Here is a 22,706-nt window from a genome sequence, read left to right as displayed (position 1 = left end):
TTCCGTGAAACCGTATCGGTCGAAATGCCGTATCAGTGCACGGTGAAAAGCTTGTCGAAGCCCGCGATGCGCAGCGTGTTGCGCAGGTCGGCGCTGGCGTTGACGATGCGGATTTCCGCGCGGTCGCCGCCGGCGTGTTCGCGAAGCAGCATGAGCATGCCCAAGGCGGAGCTGTCCATGCCTTCGACCTGCTCCAGGTCGAGCACATAACTGCGTGCGGCGGGCACGTCGCCGAGGCAGGCGTCGTGGAAGGCGCGATGGATCGAGAAGTCGAAGCGCTCGCCCAGGTGGAGGGTGAGGCAACCCTGTTCGGAATCGTTGTGGACGGTGATGGCCATGGATACTTTCCTCAGAACAGGTCGATGTCGCCGGCAGCCATCGACTGCTGGAGGGCCGGGCCGCGGGAACGCAGGCGGGCGCGCTCACGCTGCTCGGCCAGGCGGGCACGCACGCGCTGCGCGCGCGCGCCGAGTTCGGAAGCATCGGCCGGCGCACAGGCCAGCTCTTCGATGTCGCGCGTGCAGTCGGCGGTGATCTCCTGCAGTTCCACAAGGCGCGAGCGGGTCTGGTGGAGCAGCTGGCTGAGGATATCCTCGAACTGCAGGGAGCGAATGGTGGTGGACACGTCATTGCCCAGGCCGCGGTTGATCGAGGCGGCTTCGTCCGCGGCCGCGCTGGTGCGCGCGTTGGACTCGGTGATCGTGGCCATCATCTCGTCGATGCCGCCCTTGGTGGACAGCGCCACGTTCATGTCCTGCGAGGCCATGTGGCCGACGAGCTCGCGCAAGCTCTCCATCGCCGTGCGCGACCGCTCCACGTGGCTGCCGATCTTCTCGTTGAACTGGTTGCTGTGCTGGGCCAGGTTACGGATTTCGCCCGCGACGACCGCGAAGCCTCGGCCGGATTCGCCCGCACGCGCCGCTTCGATGGCGGCATTGAGCGCCAGCAGGTTGGTTTCCTCGGCGATGGTGTTCACGTTCTTCAGCAGTGCGAACACGGCGTCCATTTCCTTCGCCATGCCGTCGATGCGGTAGACGATACGCAGGCTCTCGCGGGAAAGCTGCACGATGAGACCGACGAAGTGCTCGAGCAGGCTGGCGGTGCGATCCGCAAAGTCCTGGACCGAAATGCCCTTGCCACCCGCCTCGATGATCTCGCTGAGCAGCTTTTGCTGCTTGCCGGTCTTGTGCGACAGGCCGTTGAAGCCGCCACCGAGTTCGGCGACCGCATCGCGCAGCAGCTCCAGTGCCTGGTTGAGTTCGCGGCTGGCGTGACCGAGTTCGTCGACGATGGCGCTGCGGACGTCTTCCATCGCCTCGCGCACGGAGGCCTCGTCGCTGGTCGCGGCACTGAGAACCACCTCCACCTCGGGCAATCGCTCGGTGCGCAGGCTGACAGCGATCCAGGTCGCCGTCAGCAGGGCCACCACGACCGGGGCGACCCAGGCCGAGTGGAACACCAGCACCAGCACCAGCGCGACGGCGCTGGCGGTGAAGCCGATGCTGTGTTCGTTTTTTGGGATCAGCATGATGACGTCTCGTTAATCAGGTGCCGACGCGCGCGGCGACGGGCACGGGGGTGTTGGCAAGCGCAAGCAGGCGTGCCGCGATGGCATCGAGGGGAAGCATTTCCCCGGCGGCACCCGCTTTCCAGGCGGCGCCCGGCATGCCCCAGACCACGGAGCTGGCCTCATCCTGCACAAGGGTGTGGGCGCCGATCTCTTTCAGTTCGCCAAGGCCGCGCGCACCATCGTCGCCCATGCCGGTAAGCAGGCAGCCAATGGTCGCGGCGCCGACGCTGGCGGCCATGGAACGGAACAGCACGTCCACCGCCGGCTTGTGGCGGTTCACCGGCGGGCCGTCGTGCAGGCGGCACACGTGGCGAGCGCCATCCCACATCACCAGCAGGTGCTGGCTGCCTGGGGCGATATAGGCGTGGCCCGGCTGGATCGGCTGGCCGTCGCGCGCTTCGCACACACGCATGGCCGAGCAGGAATCCATGCGGGCGGCGAACGGACCGCTGAAGGCGGCGGGAATATGTTGTGTGATGACGATGGGTGGCGCCGTGGGCGGCATCGCCTCGAGCACCACGCGAATGGCTTCGGTACCGCCGGTGGAGGCGCCAATGGCGATGATGCGCGTGCCGCCGCGGCTACCCGCCGTCTGTGCGCGCGGCAGCACCGCGTCGGCGCTCAGGCGCGGCGCTACGTCCAGCCGGGTCACCGTGGCACGCTCGCGCGGCTTGGCGCCGGCGGCGAGGCGCACCTTCGCGCAGATTTCCGGTGCGTGCTCCATGAAGGTGTTCGCCAGGTCGGCCGCGGGCTTCGTGAAGAAATCCACCGCTCCCAGTTCCAGCGCGCGAAGCGTGACGTCGGCCCCCTTCTCGGTGAGCGTGGATACCATCACCACCGGCATGGGACGCAGGCGCATGAGGTTGTCGAGGAAGGTCAGGCCGTCCATGCGCGGCATCTCGACGTCGAGCGTGAGCACGTCGGGATCGAGCTGCTTGATCTTGTCGCGCGCGATCAGCGGGTCCGCGGCGGTGCCCACCACCTCGATGCCCGGATCGGACTCGAGCATGGCGGTCAGCACCTTACGCACCAGGGCCGAATCGTCGACGATAAGAACGCGTACTTTCTGCATGGGCTCTGGCGGCTCGGGTGGCGGAAACGGTGACGAGGCAGGCGGCCTGACGGGGACGTCAGAACAGCTCCACCTCTCCCTTTATCGGATCGTCGGCCAATCGCTTGAGGTACCGCTTCTCGCGATCGGCCAGGCTTTGGTCGTGCATGGAGCGCATCTGGCGCACGCGCACCTTGCCGCTCACGGGAAAGAACTGGACCTGGCGGGGGTAGATGTCACCCACGTCGGCGGCGCAGAGCTTCAGCTTCTCCGTGGCGATGTACCGCTGCACGAAGGCGATGTTGCGCTGACCGATGTCGGTCATGGTGGCGAGCACGCGGCCGCCGCCGAAAATCTTCACCTCGAGATCGTCGCGCTTGCCGCCGGCCTTGAGGATCGCGTTGATGAGCTGCTCCATGGCGTCGTTGCCGTAGCGGGCCGCACGGCCGATGGTGGAACTCCAACTATCGCGCTCGCCCGTGGGCTCGGGGAGCATGAAGTGGTTCATGCCGCCGATGCGCCGCCGCGCGTCGCGCACGCACGCCGACACGCAGGAACCCAACACGGTGGAGATCATTTCCTCCTGCACGCTGACGTAGTACTCGCCAGGGAGGATCTTGACCGTGACCACTTCCTGGGCCGGATCCCAGAAGCGGCGCACGTGCTCGAAGCCCGGCAGCACGCTCTTGGGGTCGAAGCCGGCGAAGGTCCTCGGCTGCAGGACGAACGCATCGCTCATGAGCGCTTCCGGTAGACCGTGCGGCCGATCAGGTCGAAGTCCTCGGACAATCCGTACATGGACTCCGAATGACCGAGGAACAGGTAGCCGCGGCTTTCCAGCATGCCGGCATAACGGGCGAACAAGCGCTGCTTCGTGGGCTTGTCGAAATAGATGACCACGTTGCGGCAGAAGATCGCATCGAACTTCCCCTGCATGGGCCATTCGTGGAGCAGGTTCAGCGGCTGGATCGTCACCAGTTCGCGCAGGCGCGGATGGACCTGGGCGTAACCGTCGAAGCTGCCTTCGCCACGCAGGAACCAACGCTTGCGCCGCGCCTCGCTGACGCCGCCAAGGCGATCGACCGGATAGACACCCTTGCGCGCCGTCGCGAGCGCCTGCGGCGAGAGATCGGTGGCGAGGATCTTCGCGTCCACGTCGGTGCCGATGCGCCCCAGTGCTTCCGCCAATACCATGGCGATGGCGTACGGCTCCTCGCCGGTGGAACAGCCTGCCGACCAGATCCGCAGGCGGCCGCCGGCGCGCTTCGCTTCGAGCCAGCGCGGCAGCAGTTCGTCCACGAGCATGTCGTAGTGGTGCATCTCGCGGAAGAACGACGTGACGTTCGTACTGATGCAGCTCGCCAGCTCGCCTAGCTCCGACTCCGGATCGCGCCGCAGCAGGTCGCAATACGCGGCGAAGCCAGGGAGGGCCAGCGCGCGGAGGCGGCGCAGGAGGCGCCCCTGCACGAGCTGGCGCTTGTGGTCCCCGAGCGAGATGCCGCAGTGCTGCAGCACGAACTCGCGAAGGAAGGCGAAATCGGCTTCCCCGAGACTCGGACCGGCCGCGCCCGCCGGGCCGACGGCATCACCGCTGTCGACGAGCGCGTTCATCGATCAGAACTCCTTCCACACTCCGGCGTCGGCGGGCTCCGCCGAACGCGGGGCGCGCGGTGCCGGCGCACTGCGCACGGCGGCGAACACGGTTTCCATCTCTTCCTGCGCGGCGTCCTTCTTCTTCGCCTTGGCCAACGGCGTGGCGGAGGCGTTGCCGGTGATCTGGAAGAACGAGACCTGGCGGCTGAGTTCGGTGGCCTGCTCGTGCATGGCGCGGGCGGCGGCGGCCGATTCCTCGACCAGCGCGGCATTCTGCTGGGTCATCTCGTCCATCTGCAGCACCGCATGGTTCACCTGGTCGATGCCGGCGGACTGCTCGGAGCTGGCGGCGGCGATCTCGGCGACGATGTCGGTCACCTTCTTCACGCTGTCGACGATCTCGGCCAGCGCCCTGCCCGACTGGTCGACCAGTTCCGAGCCGGCGCGGACCTTGTCGGCACTGTCGTTGATGAGGCCCTTGATCTCCTTAGCCGCATTGGCGGAACGCCCGGCGAGGTTGCGAACTTCCGTCGCCACCACCGCGAAGCCGCGGCCTTGCTCGCCGGCACGCGCGGCTTCCACCGCGGCGTTGAGCGCCAGCAGGTTGGTCTGGAAGGCGATTTCGTCGATGAGGCTGACGATGTCGGAGATCTTCTTGCTGGAGGAGTTGATCTCGCGCATCGCGACGACCGTCTGGGCGACCACATCGCCGCCCTTCTCGGCCTGCTCGCGGGCACCGCGGGCCAACTGGTTGGCGTGGCTGGCGTTCTCGGCGTTCTGCTTCACCGTGGAAGTCATTTCCTCCATCGACGAGGCGGTTTCCTCGAGGCTGGAAGCCTGTTCCTGCGTGCGCTGCGAGAGGTCGTCGTTGCCGCGCGAGATCTGCTGCGCGGCAGTGCTGACCGAGCCGGCGCCATGGCGTACTTCGGAGACGATGGCGCTCAGGCGCTCGTCCATGGCGCGGAACGCGGCCTGCAACTGGCCCAGTTCGTCGTTGCGCGTGACCTTCACGTCATGGCCGAGCTTGCCCTCGGCGATGAGGTGGGCGACGGCGACCGTCTGCGACAGCGTGCGGATGATCGAGCGGATGACCAGGACGGCGATCAGCAGGCTGATACCAAGACCCAGGACCAGCGCGATGACGCTCAGCGTGCGGATCGTCTTGTACTGCGCGGATTCCTTGGCGAAGATGGCCTCGGCCTCGATGCGCTTGCCTTCCATGAGTTTCTGCAGCTGTTCCTGGCGATCCATCAGCAGCGGACGCACCTGGAGTTCGAGGATGTCGGTGGCACCTTCGTCGCCCTGGTTCAGCGCATCGAGCATGTCGCTCTTGCCCTGGGTGTACTCCTCGTTGGTGGCCTGCCACTTGTCGTAGTACTTCTTGATGTCGGCGGACATCGGGACCTTGCTGAACTGCGCCTTCACCGCATCCATTTCGGTCTGGTACTTCTGGAATTCCGCGACCTTCTGCTTCACCTGGTCCGGCTTGCCGACCTTGGAGGCGGCCTCGCCGAGGACAACGAAGGACATGAGCGAGTTCGTGTTGATCCGCGCGAGCATCTCCGACGGCGCCAGCTCTTCCTCATAGATCTTGCGCATGCCTTCGTTCTGGAAGTGCATGGCACCGAGGCCGACGGCCGCGCCGCCGATCAGCATGAGCGTGAGCAGGCCGAGCACGCCGTACAGGCGTCCGCGGATGGTCAGGGCGGGCATTTTGAACTTGAACTTCTTCATTGCGGTTCCAATCGGCAAGGTGCGGCAAGGGCAAACCAGGCATCACGGCGGGCAGGCCTTGCGGCCTCCCGGCGTTCGTACGCTCAGGCGACGGCTTTCACTTCCGGCGAGGCGAGGGCCGCCTCGAGCATCTGGGCATCCTGCGGCTGGAGCAGGCGATCCACGTCGAGGAGCAGCACCATGCGCTCGCCGACGGAAGTCAGGCCCTTCAGGTATTCGGTATCGACGGTGGTGCCCATATCCGGCACCGGACGAACGGCACCCGGGGCGACGTCGACGACGTCGGACACCGCATCCACCACCACGCCGAACTGCCGGCCGGCGACCATCACGATCACGCAGACGGTAGTGGCCGTGTATTCCTCGCGGGCGAGGCCGAAGCGGAGACGCAGGTCCAGCACAGGAACGATGGCACCACGGAGGTTCAGCACGCCGAGGACGTAGGACGGCGCCTGCGGAATGCGGGTGACCGGTGTCCAGCCACGGATTTCACGGACGGCGAGGATGTCGACGCCGTATTCCTCGTTCCCGAGGTTGACGGTGAGGTACTGCGCGGCCTCGTCGGACGCGGCGCTGGCGGTGCTGGCTTGCTCGTTCATGTCGTTCCCACGGCGGATCGGATCGGCGGTTCGGGACCCCTTCCCAAGGGGTATCGGCCGCGGCCGTTGGAACTTGAGGGGGAATGTCCGGCCTGGAGCCGTTGTAGGAGCCGCTATAGCGGCGAGAGCACTCTGCCGCGGTGTCGCGAGATCTCCTCGCCGCCATAGCGGCTCCTACAGGTAGGGCATCGCTGAAGCCCAGGCGGGATCAGGCCGCCTTCTTCCGGCCCTGCATCCGGACAAGGCCGGTCACATCCGCAATCAGCGCCACCGAGCCGTCGGCCAGGATGGTCGCTCCGGAAATCCCCGCCACACGGCGGTAGTTGGCTTCCAGCGACTTCACCACCGCCTGCTGCTGGCCGATCAGTTCGTCCACGAACAGGCCGATGCGGGTGCCCTCGCCTTCCACGACGATCACGATGCCCTCGTCGATCGCCAGGCGGCGGCCATCACAGCCGAACACGTCGAACAAGCGGACGATCGGCAGCCAATGGTCGCGGAAGCGGAACAGCTCGCCGCCGCCGGCCACGCTGCGGATGGCATCCGGTTTCACCTGCACCGATTCCACGATGGACACCAGCGGCACGATGTAGGTCTCCTCGCCCACCGCGGCCGTGAGGCCGTCGATGATCGCGAGCGTGAGCGGCAGCGTGATCGTGAAGGTGGTGCCGCTGCCCTGGGTGCTGCGGATGCCGACCGTGCCGCCGAGGTCCATGACGTTACGGCGCACCACGTCCATGCCCACGCCACGGCCCGAAAGGTCGGTGGTGGCGGCGGCCGTGGAGAACCCGGCCTCGAAGATCAGTTCGGCCACCGCCTCGTCGGACATGCCGTCGCCCGACGTGATGATGCCGCGCTGCACGGCCTTCGCCACGATGGCGTCGCGGTTCAGGCCCGCACCGTCGTCGGCCACTTCGACCACGATGGAACCGCCGCGGTGGAAGGCCTCCATGCGCAGCGTGCCCGTGTCCGATTTGCCGGCGGCGAGGCGCCTGGCCGGACCTTCCAGGCCATGGTCGATGGCATTGCGCACAAGGTGGACCAGCGGATCGCCGATCTTCTCAAGCACGGTCTTGTCGAGTTCGGTGGTCTCTCCGCGCAGGTCGAGCACCACCTTTTTGTCCAGCTTCTGCGCCAGGTCGCGGACCAGGCGCGGAAAACGGTTGAACACCGTGCTGATGGGCAGCATGCGGATGCTCATGACGCTTTCCTGCAGCTCGCGCGTATGGCGGCTCAGTTGGGCGAGCCCGTGGCGCAGCATTTCCAACTGCGACGCATCCACGCCGTCGTGGAACTGGCTGAGCATCGATTGGGTGATGACCAGTTCGCCCACGAGGTTGATCAAGGTATCGATCTTCTCGATGCCGACGCGGACGGAACTGGATTCGCTGTTCGCGGTCACGTCGCGCACGGCACGCGGCGCGGACGGGGCCGTCGGAGCGGCGGCGACCGGTACCGGCGCGGCGACACGCGGCGTCAGGCTGAGGTCGCAATCGCCGTCCACCCAGTCGAACACACCTTCGACGGCAGCGCGCTTGGCGCCGGCGTCGAGGTGGAGCGTCCAGCCGAGATAGGACGAGGAGGCGTCCATGTCGGCCAGCGCGGGAAGCTTGCCGGCGTCGCATTCGACGCGCAGCGGACCCAGGGCGCCGAGTTCGCGGAACATGCGCGCCGGATCGTTGCCGGTCTTCAGCAGGTAATCGAACGGGCGGAACGCGATGTCCCAGCCCTCGATGGCCTCGGCCGGCGCGGCGACCTTCGCCGCCGCCGGGGCAGCGGCCGTGCCGCCGGACACCATCGCCGACAGCTCGGCCAGCAGGACCTGGCTGTCGGCCGTCGCCGCCGACTTGCCGGCCATCGACAGGGCCAGCATGTCGCGCACGGTGTCGCCCGAGCGGAGCAGCAGCTCCACCACGGCCTTCTCCATCGGACGGCGGCCGCTGCGGACCTCCTCCATCAGGTTCTCGGCCACGTGGGTGAAGGCCGCCACGTCGGTGAAACCGAACGTGGCCGCGCCGCCCTTGATCGAGTGGGCGGCACGGAACACGACGTTGATCAGTTCCGGGTCGTCGGCACCCTCGTCCAGGGCGAGGAGCGCCTGCTCCATGGCGTCGAGGCCATCGAGGCTTTCCTCGTGGAACGCCTTGTGGAATTGCGCCAGATCGACTTTGGACATGGGGTGGATCCTGGATTGCCGGAACGTCTTGGAACGGATTAACCGAGCACGCGGGCCACAGTGGCCAGCAGCTGGTCGGGGTCGAACGGCTTCACCAGCCAGCCGGTGGCGCCGGCGGCCTTGCCTTCCATCTTCTTTTCCGGGTTCGACTCGGTGGTGAGCATGAGGATGGGCACGCCGCTGTAGCCGGCCATCGTGCGCATCTCGCGGACCATGGAAATACCGTCCATCACCGGCATGTTCACGTCGGCCAGGACCAGGTCGAACTTCGTGCCGCGCGCCGTATCCAGCGCGGCCTGGCCGTTGTCGGCCTCGTCCACGTCATGGCCCGCGCCACGCAGGGTGAAGGCCACCATGCTGCGCATGGAGGCCGAGTCGTCTACCGCAAGAATCTTCGCCATCGGAGCACCTTCAGTTCACGCCGGCGTCGGCCGGCAGTTCGATCAAAGCATGGAGGCCCAGCACGGACACGCCGCGTCGGAGAGGGTCGCTGACACCGGACCAGGCGACCGGAAGGCCCGCCGCGCGGGCATCGCGGGAAAACGCCGCGAGGACCTGCAGGGCCGCCGTATCGACCTGGGCCACGACCGCGCCATCGAGTTCGATGGGCTCGCCGGCCGCCAGGACACCCAGCAGCCTATCGCGAAGCGCGGGCGCCGCGCCGATGCGCAGGTCGGCATCCAGCGCCAGCGGGGCGCGGGGGGCGTCTTTGGGAGATTTCTTCGCCATCGTCCGTACCGTTGGGACCCTTGGCGCACATCGCCCGGGGGGTCGTTCGATGGGCTTATCGGCTTGGTGGGGGAAAGCTTTAGGGGTGTGGGTTAGCCTTCCCCGATCGACGGCTGTCGTGAGCGTGTAGCGGATCGACGATGCATTTTACAGTAGCAGTTTGGCTGGCTTCAGCCCCGCGAGCTTCTACGCCTGGCGAGCCAAGTACGGCGGCATGGAGGCTGAGGACGCCAAGCGACTGAAGGAGTTGGAGTCCGAGAACGGTCGGCTTAAGCGTCTGCTCGCAGAGGCCCATCTGGACATCGAGGCTCTGAAGTGTACGAGCCTGGGAAGACGGTATCGCTGGTGGCCCGCCAGCACGGAGTGAACGCCAACCAGCTGTTCCGGTGGCGCAAGCTGTATCAGGATGGCAGCCTGACAGCGGTTCAGGCGGACGAGGATGTGGTGCCGGCGTCGCAGTTCGCCGCGGCGCTGAAGGAGATTCAGGCCCTGCAACGCCTGCTGGGCAAGAAGACCATGGAGAACGAGATTCTCCGCGAAGCGGTGGAGTACGGCCGGTCAAAAAAATGGATTGCGCACGCACCCTTGCTGCCAGAGGACGGCCCATGAAGCGGGTTTGTGACGTCCGCGGTGTGTCGCGCACGGCGGCAGTGAAGGCACCGGTCGGTGTCCGCTCCCCCAGGCGATCCTGACCTGGTTCAGGAGATTCGTCAGGCCGTTGCCCATTTGCCCAGTTACGGTTATCGGCGGGCGTGGGCGCTGCTACGCCGCGACCGCGAGGCACGTGATGCCTTGCCGGTGAATCGTAAGCGCGTGTATCGCATCATGCGCACACACGGGCTGATGCTGGTTCGTTCCTCTGCCTGGCCTCGGCGGTCGCGTCGCCACGAAGGGCGAGTCGCCGTCGATACCAGCAATCAGCGATGGTGCTCGAACGGCTTCGAGTTTCGCTGCGATAAGGGCGAATCGGTACGCGGCACCTTTGCCCTGGATTGCTGCGACCGGGAGGCCTTGAGCTGGGCGGCGACGACGGGCGGTCAAACGGGCGACATCATGCGCGATGTCATGCTGGCGGCGGTGGAGAAGCGCTTCGGGGCAACGCTGCCCGATCGCCCCATCGAGCGGCTGACCGACAATGGCTCGCTCTACATCGCTCACCAGACACGGGCGTTTGCACGCCAGATCGAACTCGATCCGTTGACCACGCCGGTATGCTCTCCGCAGAGCAACGGCATGGCCGGGTCGTTCGTCAGAACGCTAAAGCGCGATTACATCGCACACATGCCCAAGCCCGATGCCCCGACTGCCATGCGGCATCTGGAAGAAGTCTTCGAGCACTACAACGAGCACCATCCTCACAGCGCCCTGAACTATCGTTCGCCTCGGGAGTTCAGGCGTCGTGTGGGTTCATCACCTTAAGCGTGTCGCGGTGTCCTCGATATCAGGGGGCCATTCCAGATCATGCCAAGACCCGACGCGGGCCTGACCGCTTAAAGGCGAAGATCTGCCGCTAATGTTATGCCCTTCACGGGGTAGATCTCGTATGAAACACCGTGGTCCGAAAATATTGACTGGAGCGCACGACCCAAAGCCTCATTCGGAGCGCCCTTGCTTTCCATAACGCCATATTTACTCATTAGGTCTGTAGAGAGTTTCGTCGCTAGTACGTCCAGGCCCAACCATGCATCCGCTAAGTCCCCGGGAGGGAATGGGTCAACCTTGGAAAGCTCATCAATGTATGCAACCAGCCCTTCTCCTTCGCCCTGACAATCTGGGAGCGAAGGAGACCAGATGAGCCCACAAACAGCCAATCGATACAAAGTATCGACCGCCGCCTGCCATCTGACGGAAGTGTCGGCTCCGGGCACAAGCCCGCTCGTAAATGTCTCCGCCGAGTAGTCGTCAAAGCAGAGTACATATAAGCGATCTTGTATTGCCTGCAGGGTAGGTCTATTCATCGCTAGCTCAATGATTCAAAAGGGGGAGCTTCAATTTCAATGCGCTTCCATCTCGAGTGCCGCGGCCCGACTCTTCAGGCACGTCATCGGCAGGAAGTTGCGCAACCTTAGAGCGACATCCAGATGACGAAATCAGGCGGAATCAACTATGATCTTTACTCAATTTCACCAGTAAACGTCGTATTCATATTGACACACTGTCATACGTGGGAAAGACTCGACCCGCTTTAGCGCTCGATGAGACGCGTTCGTCCCCGCGCGATGCGATCCGCGGTACACGTTCCAGTGATGGGAGTTTCGATGAAGCGTAGCCTGCTCGTGGGCCTGTGCCTGCAAGGTATCTCGTTCCTCGCGGGCACGGTGGCCGTGCATGCCGAAAGCGCGGTGCCATTGATACCTCTACCCGCGGAAGTGAGGCCGATGTCGGGTTCGCTGGCGATCGATGCGCACACGGCGATCGCATATCCGCCCGGCGACAAGGGCGCGAAGGCCGCGGCGGACTATCTGGCGTCGGAACTCCGTCGCAGCCGTGGCCTGAGCCTCGCCGTGATGCCGTCGACCAAGGTGGCCGGCCACGCGATCGTTTTCCGCACCGACACCGGCGCGGCGGTCGACAAGGCCGAGGGCTACACGCTGGATGTCGACGACAAGGGCGTGCAGGTATCGTCACGCGACGACGCCGGCCTGTTCTACGGCGCGGTCACGCTATGGCAGCTGGCGACCGCGGACGGAAAACGGGGTGCCACCCGCATCCACGACGTCGCCATCCGCGACTGGCCGCGCTTCGCATGGCGAGGTCTGATGCTCGACGTGGCGCGACACTTCCGCGACGTGGCGACGGTGAAGCACGTACTCGACACGATGGCCGAGCACAAGCTCAACGTCTTCCATTGGCACCTCACCGACGACCAGGGTTGGCGCATCGAGATCAAGCGCTATCCCAAGCTCACCGGCGTGGGCGGCTGGCGGACCCCTCCCGGCGCGGACACGCACGGCGAGCCGCAGCGCTACGGCGGCTTCTATACGCAGGCGCAGATCCGCGAGGTCGTGGCCTATGCCGCCATGCGGCACATCACGGTGGTGCCCGAACTCGACATGCCGGGCCACGCCCAGGCCGCGGTGGCCGCCTATCCCGAGATCGTCGGCGTGACGGGCGACCGCCCGAAGGTCTCGGTGGACTGGGGCGTCAATCCCTACCTCTACAACGTGGACGACAAGAGCTTCGCCTTCATCGAGAACGTGCTCGACGAGGTGATGGCCCTGTTCCCGTCCACATACATCCACCTCGGCGGCGACGAGGCGGTGAAGGACCAGTGGAAGAACTCGCCGGCAGTGCAGGCGAAGATGAAATCGCTGGGCATCGCCGACGAGAACGCGTTGCAGAGTTGGTTCACCGACCGCCTCGGCGATTACCTCGGCAAGCATGGCCGGCGCCTCATCGGCTGGGATGAGATCCTCGAGGGCGGTCTCCCCCGCACGGCATCCGTGATGTCCTGGCGCGGCGTCCAGGGCGCCATCGACGCCGCGAAGAAGGATCACGACGTCGTGCTCGCCCCGGCCGGCTGGATGTACTTCGACAACCTGCAAAGCGATCGCGCGGACGAGCCCAATGGGCGGCTGTCCGTGCTGGCGCTGGAGCGTGTCTATGGTTTCGAGCCGGTGGACGCCTCGCTGACGCCCGAACAGGCCGGCCATGTGCTCGGTACCGAAGCGACGCTATGGGCCGAGTTCATCCCCTCGCCCGCACACGTGCAGCATGCGCTCTTTCCGCGCGTGGACGCCATGTCCGAGATCGCGTGGTCGCCTAAGGAAGCGCGCAACTGGAACGGCTTCCTGCAGCGCCTGCCTGCGCAGTTCCGGCGCTATGCGGCCTTGGGCATCGCCGCATCGGACACAGCCTTCGCGCCGGCCATTCACGTGGACGAGGCGGTGTCGGCGATCCTCAAGTCAGGCACGGCCACCGTGAGGATCGACAACCAGACGAACTTCGGCACGCTGCGTTACACGACCGACGGCAGTGCGCCCGGCGCGAATGCGACCGCGTATACCGCCGCGTTCAAGGTAACCCTGCCCGCGACAGTGCGGGCAACGACCTTCGCGCCGGACGGCACGCCGCTCGCCGCCGTGCGTTCCCGCACGATCGACCGCGCCAACCTGCTCACCCGCGCCAACGGCGAATTCACCAAGTGCCCGGACGGCGGTCTTGGCCTGCGCATGCCGTTGCTGCCCGACCTTGGCGCGATGGACACGCCGGTGTACGACGTGGACCTCTTCCATTCCTGCTGGCTCTATCCGAAGGCGCCGCTGGACGGCATCGCCGGTATCCAAGTCGACATGGCGCGGCTCGCACGCAATTACGGCCTGGCCCACGACCAGTCCAAAGTGGTGTCCTATCCAAAGAAGACGGCGTACGGCGAGCTGGAAGTGCACCAGGACACCTGCACCGGTCCGCTGCTCGCCAGCCTGGCGCTGCCGCCCGGCAAGGCGCTGGGCGAGCGATTCGCCCTCGACGGCGCCCTGCCCCGCACCGGCGGCGAGCACGATCTCTGCCTTCGCGTGACCGCGCCGATCGACGGTCCGCTTTACGGTCTCGGCAAAGTGCAGCTCCTCGATTCGGCCGCAAAGAAGACACGATGACGTACCGGTACTTCCTTCTTCCCCTTGCCATCGCCCTTGTGGGGAGCGCCACGGCCGCGACGCCCGCCACGCCGGAACGGAGGGCGGCGGACCTCGTCGCACGCATGAGCCTGGCGGAGAAGGTGGCCCAGTTGCAGAGTGCCGCGCCAGCGCTTCCGCGCCTGGGCATTCCCGCTTACGAATGGTGGAACGAGGGCTTGCACGGTGCGGCGCGCGCGGGTTACGCCACGGTGTTCCCGCAGGCCATCGGCCTCGCGGCCACATGGGATCCAGACCTGCTCCGGCGGGTCGGCGACGCGGTATCGAGGGAAGCGCGAGCCCGTTTCGACGCCATCGGCGCGGGCCGCGACCACGGCCGCTATGAGGGCCTGACCATCTGGTCGCCCAACGTGAACATCTTCCGCGATCCACGCTGGGGCCGCGGCCAGGAAACCTATGGCGAGGACCCTTACCTCACCGGCCGCCTCGCCGTCGGTTTCGTCGAGGGTATCCAGGGACCGGACCCCGCCCATCCGCGCGCCATCGCCACGCCCAAGCACTTCGCCGTGCACAGCGGCCCGGAGGCCGGACGCCATGGCTTCGACATCGACGTATCGCCGCACGACCTCGAGGCCACGTTCCTGCCCGCTTTCCGTGCGGCCGTGACCGAAGGCCATGCGGGTTCCGTCATGTGCGCCTATAACGCGCTTCACGGTACGCCGGTCTGTGCCGACGCCGCGTTGCTCGGCGGGATCCTGCGCAAGGACTGGGGGTTCCGGGGCTATGTCGTATCCGATTGCGATGCGATCGACGACATGACGAAGTTCCACTATTACCGCCCGGACAACGCGGGTTCGTCGGCCGCGGCCATCGCCGCGGGCACCGACCTGGATTGCGGTTTCGCCTATGCCGACCTGGCCGAGGCGTTGCGTCGCGGCGATGTCGCCGAGTCGGTGCTGGACACCTCGCTGGTCCGTCTTTTCGCCGCGCGCTACCGGCTCGGCGAGATCGGCGCCCCGGCCGTGAAGCCGAAGCCGGTGGACACGAAAGCGCATTCGGCGCTATCGCTGCGTGCCGCGCTCGAATCGATGGTGTTGCTCAAGAACGAACACGGCACGCTGCCGCTGCGCGGCACGCCGCGCATCGCCGTGATCGGGCCGAACGCGGACACGGTCGAGACGCTGGAAGCCAACTACCATGCCACGCCACGCGCGCCCGTCACGCCCTTGCTGGGCCTGCGCGCGCGCTTCGGCACCGAGCGCGTGAGCTATGCGCAGGGCTCGCCGGTGGCGGGCGGCGTGCCCGTGCCGATACCCGAAACGGCCTTGCGCACCGACCACGGCAGCGATGCGGGCACCGGCCTTGCCGGAAGCTACTTCGCCAACACCCGCTTCGACGGAAAGCCTCTCGCCACCCGTGTCGATCGTACCGTCGACTTCGACTGGGACCACGTCACCCCCGCCGGATTGCCCGACGGCCGCTATGCCGTACGCTGGACCGGTACGCTGGTTCCACCCGGCCCCGGCGACTACACGCTCGCGGTACACGTGGAGCGCTGTTTCGACTGCGCGGGCCACGATCCGGTGCGTCTCTTCGTCGACGGCAAACCGGTGATCGACGACAAGGGCGACGACAAGGACGTCCAGGCCACGCTGCACTTCGACGATGCGCGCGCACACGACCTGCGCCTGGACTACGTGCACAGCGGCGAGGACCAGGGCGTCCGCCTGCAGTGGCTGCCACCCGCAGAGGCGCAGCTCGCGGAGGCCGAACGCACCGTCGCGGCGGCCGACATCGCCGTGGCGTTCGTCGGCCTCTCTCCCGATGTGGAGGGCGAGGAGCTGCATGTCGACGTGCCCGGCTTCGACGGCGGCGACCGTACCGACATCGGCCTGCCCGCCGCGCAACAGGCCCTGCTCGAAAGGGCTACTGCCGGCGGAAAGCCGCTGGTCGTGGTGCTGATGTCCGGCAGCGCCGTGGCGCTCAACTGGGCGCAGGCCCACGCCTCCGCCATCGTCGCCGCGTGGTACCCGGGCGAGGACGGCGGCACCGCCATCGCCCAGATACTCGCCGGCGATTACAACCCGGCAGGCCGCCTGCCGGTCACGTTCTATCGCTCGGTGCTCGACCTGCCACCGTTCGCGAGCTACCAGATGAAGGGACGCACCTATCGTTATTTCAAGGGCACGCCGCTCTATCCCTTCGGCCACGGCCTGAGTTACACAAGCTTCGCCTACACCGATGCACGCGTGTCCGCCAAGACGGTGGATGCCGGACAGACGGTGACGGCGAGCGTGACGGTTCGCAACAGCGGTCCCCGCGCGGGCGATGAAGTCGTGCAGGCCTATGTGAGCTATCCGGCGACGGACACGCTGGCACCGGTACGCAACCTCGTCGGCATCCAACGCGTCCATCTCGTCGCCGGCGAATCGCGCACCGTGAGCTTTCCCCTCGATCCGCGGCGGCTGAGCTCGGTGGACGCTTCCGGTAAGCGTGCCGTGGTTGCCGGCAACTACAGCCTGTTCATCGGCGGTGGGCAGCCGGGCGATGCGCCCGGGCAGCGCGTCGACTTTGCGATCGACGGCCGGCAGGCACTGCCGCGATGAGCGTCTCAAGACGACGACGTTCCGTATGGAAGCCCCCTGGAAACCGCATGAGACACGCCGCCCTCGCTTCGCTGGCCCTCGCTGTCGCCGCCGCGCTCGCGGCGCCGGCGACGTCCGCCAATTCGCCGATCAGCGTCTCCGGCGCGCATTTCATGCGCGATGGCAAGCCCTACCAGATCGTTTCCGGCGACATGCACTTCCAGCGCGTGCCGCGTGCGTACTGGACGGACCGCCTGCGCAAGGCCCGGGCGATGGGACTGAACACGATCACCACCTACGTGTTCTGGAACCTCCTGGAACCGAAGCCGGGGCAGTTCGATTTCGGCGGGAACAACGACGTGGCGGCGTTCGTGAGAGCGGCGCAGGCCGAAGGGTTGAATGTGATCTTGCGTCCCGGGCCGTATATCTGCGGCGAATGGGACGCGGGCGGTTATCCGGCGTGGCTATTCGCGGTGCCCGGCATGCGCGTGCGCTCGCGCGATCCGCGCTTCCTCGCGGCGGCGGACCGTTACCTGCAACGCCTCGGCAGGGAACTCGCACCGCTGATGGCGAGCCGCGGCGGCCCGATCGTCGCGACCGAACTCGAGAACGAATACGGTTCGTACGACAACGACAGGGACTACCTCGAGGCCATTCGCGAGGAATTGCAGAACGCCGGCCTGGCCGACGACCTGCTGCTGACCTACGACGGCCCCGATCTTCTCGCCAACGGCAGCTTGCCGGGCGTGACCGCCGTGATCGACTTCGCGCCAGGCGAGGCGAAGAAAAGCTTCGATCTGCTCGAACGCTTCCGCCCCCGTGCGCCGCGCATGGCCGGCGAGTACTGGGCCGGCTGGTTCGACCAATGGGGCGGCAAGCACGCGAAGACCGACGCGAAACGCGAGGCCGACGAGATCGCCTGGATGCTCCAGCAAGGCTACTCGGTGAACGTCTACCTCGTTCATGGCGGCACCAGCTTCGGCTTCATGAACGGTGCGAACTACCAGGGCAATCCTTCCGACCACTACGCGCCGCAGACCACCAGCTACGACTACGACGCGGCGCTGGACGAGGCCGGCCGTCCCACGGCCAAGTACACGCTGTTCCGCGACGCGATCGCGAAGGCCACGGGGCGGACGCCGCCTCCCGTGCCGGCGTCTACGGCCGTACGTACCTTGCCAGCGTTCGTGCTGAACGAATCCGCCTCGTTGTGGGACAACCTGCCTTCGCCGCGTGCGTCCGACAAGCCGCAGCCGATGGAGGCGTATGGCCAGGCCTACGGTTACATCCTCTATCGCACGAGAGTGCGCGGTCCGTTCCGCGGCACGCTTTACCTGGGCGACGTGCGCGACTACGCCGCCGTGTACCTCGATCGTCGACCCAGCGGTACCGTGGACCGTCGGCTCAAGCAGGTGTCCACCGAGGTGGAATTCGGCCCCGGCGGGCATACGTTGGATGTGCTCGTGGAAAACACCGGCCGCGTGAACTACGGTCCGCACATGGCGGACGGCCGTGCCGGCATCGTCGATCCCGTGATGCTGGGCCAGCGGGTCCTGCACGGCTGGCAGGTATTCCCGCTGCCGATGACCTCGACGGGCGCATTGCGCGGCTGGACCACGGCGACTGTCGAAGGCCCGGCGTTCCACCGCGGTATCGTCGCTGTGGACACGCCGGCCGACACCTTCCTCGACACGCGCGCCTTTGGCAAGGGCGCCGCCTGGCTCAATGGCGTGAACCTCGGCCGGATCTGGTCGATCGGGCCGCAGCACGACCTCTATGCACCGGCGCCGTGGTTCCACCGCGGCAAGAACACCGTGGTGGTGTTCGACTTCGAGACGCGCGATGCGCCGGCAATGCAGGGCGTCGACCGGCGCCTCTGGTCGGACCCCGCGTCGACGCCCTGAACACCCCTCCCCCCAAGGACTTCCATCGATGCCGCAACCTGCCTTCCGCCGCCTGAAGATCGCCATCGCCACCGCCCTGCTGGCGACACTGCCCGTCGTCACGCAGGCCGAGTCGTTCGCCGACGTGAAGCCATCGCCGCAACAGGTCGCGTGGCAGGACCTCGAATTCGGGGTGATCGTGCATTTCGGCACCAACACCTTCCTCGACCGCGAATGGGGCGACGGCACCGCCCCGCCTTCGGTTTTCAATCCGGACAAGGTCGATCCGGACCAGTGGGCCCGTGCGGTGAAGGCGGCCGGCGTGCGCTACATGGTGCTGGTGGCGAAGCACCACGACGGTTTCGCGCTATGGCCGACCGGGCAGACCGACTACTCGGTGAAGGCCAGCCCGTGGATGGGCGGCAAGGGCGACCTCGTGAAGATGGCGTCCGAGGCGGCCAGGAAGAACGGGCTCGGCTTCGGCGTGTACCTCTCGCCGTGGGACCGGCACGACCCGCGCTATAAGGACAGCGCCGCCTACGACAAGTACTACCTGTCGATGATGGAGGAGCTCGTGCAGAACTACGGGCCGCTCACGGAATGGTGGCTGGACGGCGCCGGCAGCGCCGGCCACGTCTACGACTTCGCGAAGTACATCGAGACGCTCCGCACTTACCAGCCCAACACCATGGTGTTCGCCGACGTCGCCCTCTTCGACTACGGCGACATCCGCTGGGTGGGCAATGAGAAGGGCGTGGTGCAGGGCGAGAACTGGAACGTCATCGACCGCCATGGCCAGCTGCGCTGGCGTCCGCTGGAGGTGGATACCCCGCTGCACAAGCTCCATTGGTTCTACAGCTCCAAGCCCGACTTCGCCACCTCGCTGAAGAGCGTGGACGAGATCATGGATAACTGGGAGAGCAGTGTCGGCAAGGGCGGACAGCTGATGCTCGGCATCGCGCCGGATCGGCACGGACTGCTGCCGGAAGCGGACGTGAAACGCCTCGCGGAGTTCGGCAAGGCGTTGAAGGCGCGCTATGGCGACGAGGCCAACCTCGCCGCGAAGCACGCGCCGGCGGACGAGAACGTCGCCGCGGCGCTCGACAACGATCCGTCCACCTTCTGGTCTGCGCCGGCCGGCTCGGCCAACGCCATGCTGGAGATCGATCTCGGCCGGGACGTGACGTTCGACCATGCGATGAGCATGGAGCGGCTGGACGACGGGCAGAACGTGCGCGGCTATGCCGTGCAGGTGTGGGATGGCCGCGCGTGGAAAACGGTCGCCCGGGCGGAAGCGATCGGGCACATGAAGATCGATCGCTTTCCGGCGGTGACGGCGCGCAAGGTGCGCCTGAATATCCTGTCGTCGGTGGGCACGGCGCGTATTCGTGAGTTCAAGCTGTTCGACGTGGGGCACTGAGGCCAGGGTTCCCTCGCCGCTATAGCGGCTCCTACAACTGCATGCACCGCAGGAGCCGCTATAGCGGCGGGAAAATCCCGCCTCACCGCACGGCGTTCGGCAACTCGTCCCAGATCTTCGGATCTTCCGCGCCAAGCACCCAGGCGCAGAATCCCTGCAGGCCGTACTGTTTCGTCACGTCGTAGCGGTCGCGGAAGGCATGCGCATCGGGAAGGAACACCCACTCGCGCATCTGGTCACGGTAAAAGTAGAACCATGACTCGTGCTCCACCGGGTCCCACTGCATCGTAACGTTGAACTGCTTCGCCAGCGGGAAGGACTCGTCGGCGTCGATGTACGCCGCCGAGATGTTGGAATTCTCCTTGCCGTCCGGCCCCACAGGGTTGCCCGCGAACCAGTGGTAACCGTACAGGCCGATGCCCAGCGACAGCTTTTCCTTGGGCACCGCCTTCAGCGCGTACTTCAGGTGGTCCATCACCCAGGGCATACCCGCGACCGGGCCCGGCGTGGTCCAGCGCGTATGCTGGTCGTAGGTCATGAGGCAGACCAGGTCGAGCACCTTGGCCAGTGCCTTCAGGTCGTACGCGCCGCGCCAGTATTCCCACATCCACTTGCCGAAGGCGCCCTGTCCGGCATGCCCGGGGGCGTTCGGTACCACGGCCATGGTCAGCTGCAAACCGTGCTTGTGCAGGGCCTCGTAAGTCTGTTTCGTCAACAGCGTGAGCGCGTCGCGATCGGTCCAGGCGATGTTCTCGAAATCGAACTGGAACCCGGTATAGCCGTGCTCCTTCGCCTCGTCGATCATCGAGTCGATCATGTGCTTCTTCGCCGTCTCGTCGCCGAGCAGCGCATGGAACTTCGCCCGGTCGCCTCCCGCCGAGATGATCGGCATCACGGGAAGACGGTGCTTCTTCGCCAGGTCCAGCACATAGTCGTTCGGGCCGCCCGACACCAGGCCGTGTTCGTCCACGCCGTACCAGGTGGGCACGAGCAGGTCGATCTTGTCGACATGGGCTTCGAGCGAGGCGATCGATTTCTGCGTGTTCATCATGTAGAACAGCGCGACGGGCGCCTTGGCGAAGACCGCCGGCACCCAGAGGATGCAGGCGACGAGCACGAACAACCAACGCTTCATGGGGTAGTCTCGATCGGGCCGGCGAGCGTGATGCGAAACACGTACGCATCGCTGCCGACGGGTTGGGGGGAAAGGCGCAGGTGCAGACCGCCGGCGTCCTGGGTGAACGGCACGTTGCTCCCGTCGGCGAGCAGTTCCACGCGTTTCACCTTGTCGGATGGCTTGATCGAGCGCACGGTGGCGGCACCCTTCGCGGGCCAGCCCAGCTCGATCGCATACAGCTTGCCGTTACCGGTGGTAAAACGGAAATCCCTGGCGGTATATGGCTTGGTCTTGGTGTCCTGGAACGTGCCGCCCACCACTTCGGTGGGACCTTCGCCATACACGCGCCACGGCTTGCTCCCGTAGATCGCCTCGCCGTTGGTCTTCAGCCAGCGGCCGATGCTGCGCAAGGTGTCCTGGGCACCCTGCGGGATCGTGCCGTCCGCCCTCGGCCCGATGTTGAGCATCAGGTTGCCGTTCTTGCTGACCACGTCCGCCAGCAAGTGGATGATGAACGTGGGCGACTTGTAGGTGTCGTGCTCGACGTAGCCCCAGGAGTCGTTGCTGATCGAGGTATCGGTCTGCCAGTGGGTGGCGTGGATGCCGGTGAGCTGGCCGCGCTCGATGTCCAGCGTGCCCGCGCCCTCGGGCAGGTCGCCCAGCTTGTAGTTGACCACCACGCCGTCGCGCTTCGCGCCGTCGTTGTAGTAGTACGACAGCAGGGTCGGCAAGGTGTTGCGGAACGTGGGATGCCCGATCCACCAGTCGAAGTAGATGAGGTCGGGGTGGTAGTCGTCGACCAGCTCGGTCGTGCGCGCCAGCCAGTCGTCCAGCCATGCCTGCGAAACGTACGTCCAGTCGTCGGCCAGGTTCTCGTCGTGCACGCTGAGGTGATCGACCGCCGGTCCGTAGAGTTCCGCATTGGCCGGGTCGTTCACGTCCGAATCGAAGTGCCGTCCGCCGTCGAAGAACCAATCGTGCTCGGCGCGATGCGACGACACGCCGAAATGCATGCCCTGCCCCCGCACCGCCTTCGCCAGCAGGCCGATGACGTCGCGCTTCGGCCCCTTCTTCACCGCCGTCCAGTCCGAGAGCTTCGAGTCGTACATGGCGAAGCCATCGTGATGCTCGGCCACCGGCACCACGTAGCGGGCGCCCGCTTCGCGGAACAGTGCCGCCCAGGCGTCGGCATCGAAGCGCTCGGCCTTGAACATCGGCACGAAGTCCTTGTACCCGAAGCGGGACTGCGGCCCGTAGGTCGCGACGTGATGGGCGAACTCCTTCGTGCCCTGCCGGTACATGTTGCGCGAGTACCACTCGCTGCCGAAGGCCGGCACCGAATAAACGCCCCAGTGGATGAAGATGCCGAATTTCGCCTCGTCGTACCAGGCCGGCGAACGGTATCCCTTCAACGATGCCCAGTCAGGGCGAAAGGGGCCGTCGGCCGCCTCTTTACGGACGTGGTCGAGAATCGCCTTCCTCTCCGGCGCGAACTTGGCTGCAGCCTTCTGCCAGGCCATATCCTGCGCCTCCGGCGACAAGCTGTCCGCGGTAGGTGCCGTCGGCTGGCCGGCGTGGACGACGCCGCCCAGCAGTGCCGCCGTCGCGAAACAGGCCAGTCGTCGAAGCATCGGTAACATTCCTCGTCCAGGCAAAAGACCGGCGGGACCGTCAG

General features: G+C 66.2%; 16 protein-coding genes and 2 pseudogenes. 6 read left to right on the top strand and 12 right to left on the bottom strand.

All coding sequences use genetic code 11. The annotated features are described in order from the left end of the window. Window positions 1–32 precede the first annotated feature (32 nt). The 10 genes from HBF32_RS00485 to HBF32_RS00440 all read right to left on the bottom strand — a co-directional run bounded on the left by HBF32_RS00485 (window position 33) and on the right by HBF32_RS00440 (window position 9,452). A complete protein-coding gene (locus tag HBF32_RS00485) occupies window positions 33–338 on the bottom strand; it encodes an STAS domain-containing protein (RefSeq protein WP_193570308.1) in 306 nt (101 codons plus the stop codon). Window positions 339–349: 11 nt separating this feature from the next. Next, the gene (locus HBF32_RS00480; protein ID WP_166697686.1) at window positions 350–1,528 is read right to left on the bottom strand and encodes a methyl-accepting chemotaxis protein; all 1,179 of its coding nucleotides are present in this window, start codon (window positions 1,526–1,528) and stop codon (window positions 350–352) included. A 16-nt stretch (window positions 1,529–1,544) separates the two neighbouring features. After that, window positions 1,545–2,642, bottom strand: a complete 1,098-nt coding sequence (locus tag HBF32_RS00475) for a protein-glutamate methylesterase/protein-glutamine glutaminase (protein ID WP_166697685.1) — start codon at window positions 2,640–2,642, stop codon at window positions 1,545–1,547. A 58-nt stretch (window positions 2,643–2,700) separates the two neighbouring features. Further along, window positions 2,701–3,360: a chemoreceptor glutamine deamidase CheD gene (gene cheD / locus HBF32_RS00470; protein ID WP_166697684.1), complete on the bottom strand. Its 660-nt coding sequence runs from the start codon at window positions 3,358–3,360 to the stop codon at window positions 2,701–2,703. Continuing rightward, window positions 3,357–4,232, bottom strand: a complete 876-nt coding sequence (locus HBF32_RS00465) for a CheR family methyltransferase (RefSeq protein WP_166697683.1) — start codon at window positions 4,230–4,232, stop codon at window positions 3,357–3,359. The genes cheD and HBF32_RS00465 overlap by 4 nt, the downstream gene beginning before the upstream one ends. 3 nt (window positions 4,233–4,235) lie before the next feature. Beyond that, window positions 4,236–5,948 (bottom strand): methyl-accepting chemotaxis protein, encoded by a 1,713-nt coding sequence (locus tag HBF32_RS00460; RefSeq protein WP_166697682.1) that lies wholly within the window; start codon window positions 5,946–5,948, stop codon window positions 4,236–4,238. Window positions 5,949–6,031: 83 nt separating this feature from the next. After that, window positions 6,032–6,547, bottom strand: a complete 516-nt coding sequence (locus tag HBF32_RS00455; protein WP_166697681.1) for a chemotaxis protein CheW — start codon at window positions 6,545–6,547, stop codon at window positions 6,032–6,034. 208 nt (window positions 6,548–6,755) lie between these two features. After that, on the bottom strand, window positions 6,756–8,723 hold the full coding sequence (locus tag HBF32_RS00450; RefSeq protein ID WP_166697680.1) for a chemotaxis protein CheA: 1,968 nt from the start codon (window positions 8,721–8,723) through the stop codon (window positions 6,756–6,758). A 38-nt stretch (window positions 8,724–8,761) separates the two neighbouring features. Then, the gene (locus HBF32_RS00445; RefSeq protein WP_166697679.1) at window positions 8,762–9,124 is read right to left on the bottom strand and encodes a response regulator; all 363 of its coding nucleotides are present in this window, start codon (window positions 9,122–9,124) and stop codon (window positions 8,762–8,764) included. A 10-nt stretch (window positions 9,125–9,134) separates the two neighbouring features. Continuing rightward, the gene (locus HBF32_RS00440; protein ID WP_166697678.1) at window positions 9,135–9,452 is read right to left on the bottom strand and encodes an STAS domain-containing protein; all 318 of its coding nucleotides are present in this window, start codon (window positions 9,450–9,452) and stop codon (window positions 9,135–9,137) included. Between the two features lie 166 nt (window positions 9,453–9,618). On the opposite strand from HBF32_RS00440, the pseudogene HBF32_RS00435 reads away from it, so the two are divergent. From HBF32_RS00435 to HBF32_RS00405, 6 genes and pseudogenes are all read left to right on the top strand, one after another. Continuing rightward, window positions 9,619–9,789, top strand: a pseudogene (locus HBF32_RS00435) (transposase); the annotation flags it as partial. After that, a pseudogene (locus HBF32_RS00425) lies at window positions 9,765–10,868 on the top strand (transposase); the annotation flags it as partial. The pseudogenes HBF32_RS00435 and HBF32_RS00425, both read left to right, overlap by 25 nt. Before the next feature lie 842 nt (window positions 10,869–11,710). Beyond that, the gene (locus tag HBF32_RS00420; protein ID WP_240147768.1) at window positions 11,711–14,047 is read left to right on the top strand and encodes a beta-N-acetylhexosaminidase; all 2,337 of its coding nucleotides are present in this window, start codon (window positions 11,711–11,713) and stop codon (window positions 14,045–14,047) included. Next, window positions 14,044–16,632: a glycoside hydrolase family 3 protein gene (locus tag HBF32_RS00415; protein WP_166697674.1), complete on the top strand. Its 2,589-nt coding sequence runs from the start codon at window positions 14,044–14,046 to the stop codon at window positions 16,630–16,632. Before HBF32_RS00420 ends, HBF32_RS00415 begins: the two co-directional genes overlap by 4 nt. A 47-nt stretch (window positions 16,633–16,679) precedes the next feature. After that, window positions 16,680–18,515 (top strand): glycoside hydrolase family 35 protein, encoded by a 1,836-nt coding sequence (locus HBF32_RS00410; protein WP_166697673.1) that lies wholly within the window; start codon window positions 16,680–16,682, stop codon window positions 18,513–18,515. A 28-nt stretch (window positions 18,516–18,543) separates the two neighbouring features. Beyond that, window positions 18,544–19,914, top strand: a complete 1,371-nt coding sequence (locus tag HBF32_RS00405) for an alpha-L-fucosidase (protein ID WP_166697672.1) — start codon at window positions 18,544–18,546, stop codon at window positions 19,912–19,914. Between the two features lie 82 nt (window positions 19,915–19,996). Here the strand turns inward: HBF32_RS00405 and HBF32_RS00400 are convergent, their stop codons facing one another. Together HBF32_RS00400 and HBF32_RS00395 are read right to left on the bottom strand one after the other, a co-directional pair. Continuing rightward, window positions 19,997–21,049, bottom strand: a complete 1,053-nt coding sequence (locus tag HBF32_RS00400; RefSeq protein WP_166697671.1) for a glycosyl hydrolase family 18 protein — start codon at window positions 21,047–21,049, stop codon at window positions 19,997–19,999. Continuing rightward, entirely contained in the window at window positions 21,046–22,662 is a 1,617-nt protein-coding gene (locus HBF32_RS00395) for an alpha-L-fucosidase (protein WP_193570307.1), read from the bottom strand. Before HBF32_RS00395 ends, HBF32_RS00400 begins: the two co-directional genes overlap by 4 nt. Window positions 22,663–22,706 lie beyond the last annotated feature (44 nt).

Origin of the sequence: Luteibacter yeojuensis (assembly GCF_011742875.1) — a bacterium.
Classification (GTDB): domain Bacteria; phylum Pseudomonadota; class Gammaproteobacteria; order Xanthomonadales; family Rhodanobacteraceae; genus Luteibacter; species Luteibacter yeojuensis.
Note: the sequence above shows the minus strand (reverse complement) of the source record. Positions and strands in the feature narration are given on the sequence as shown.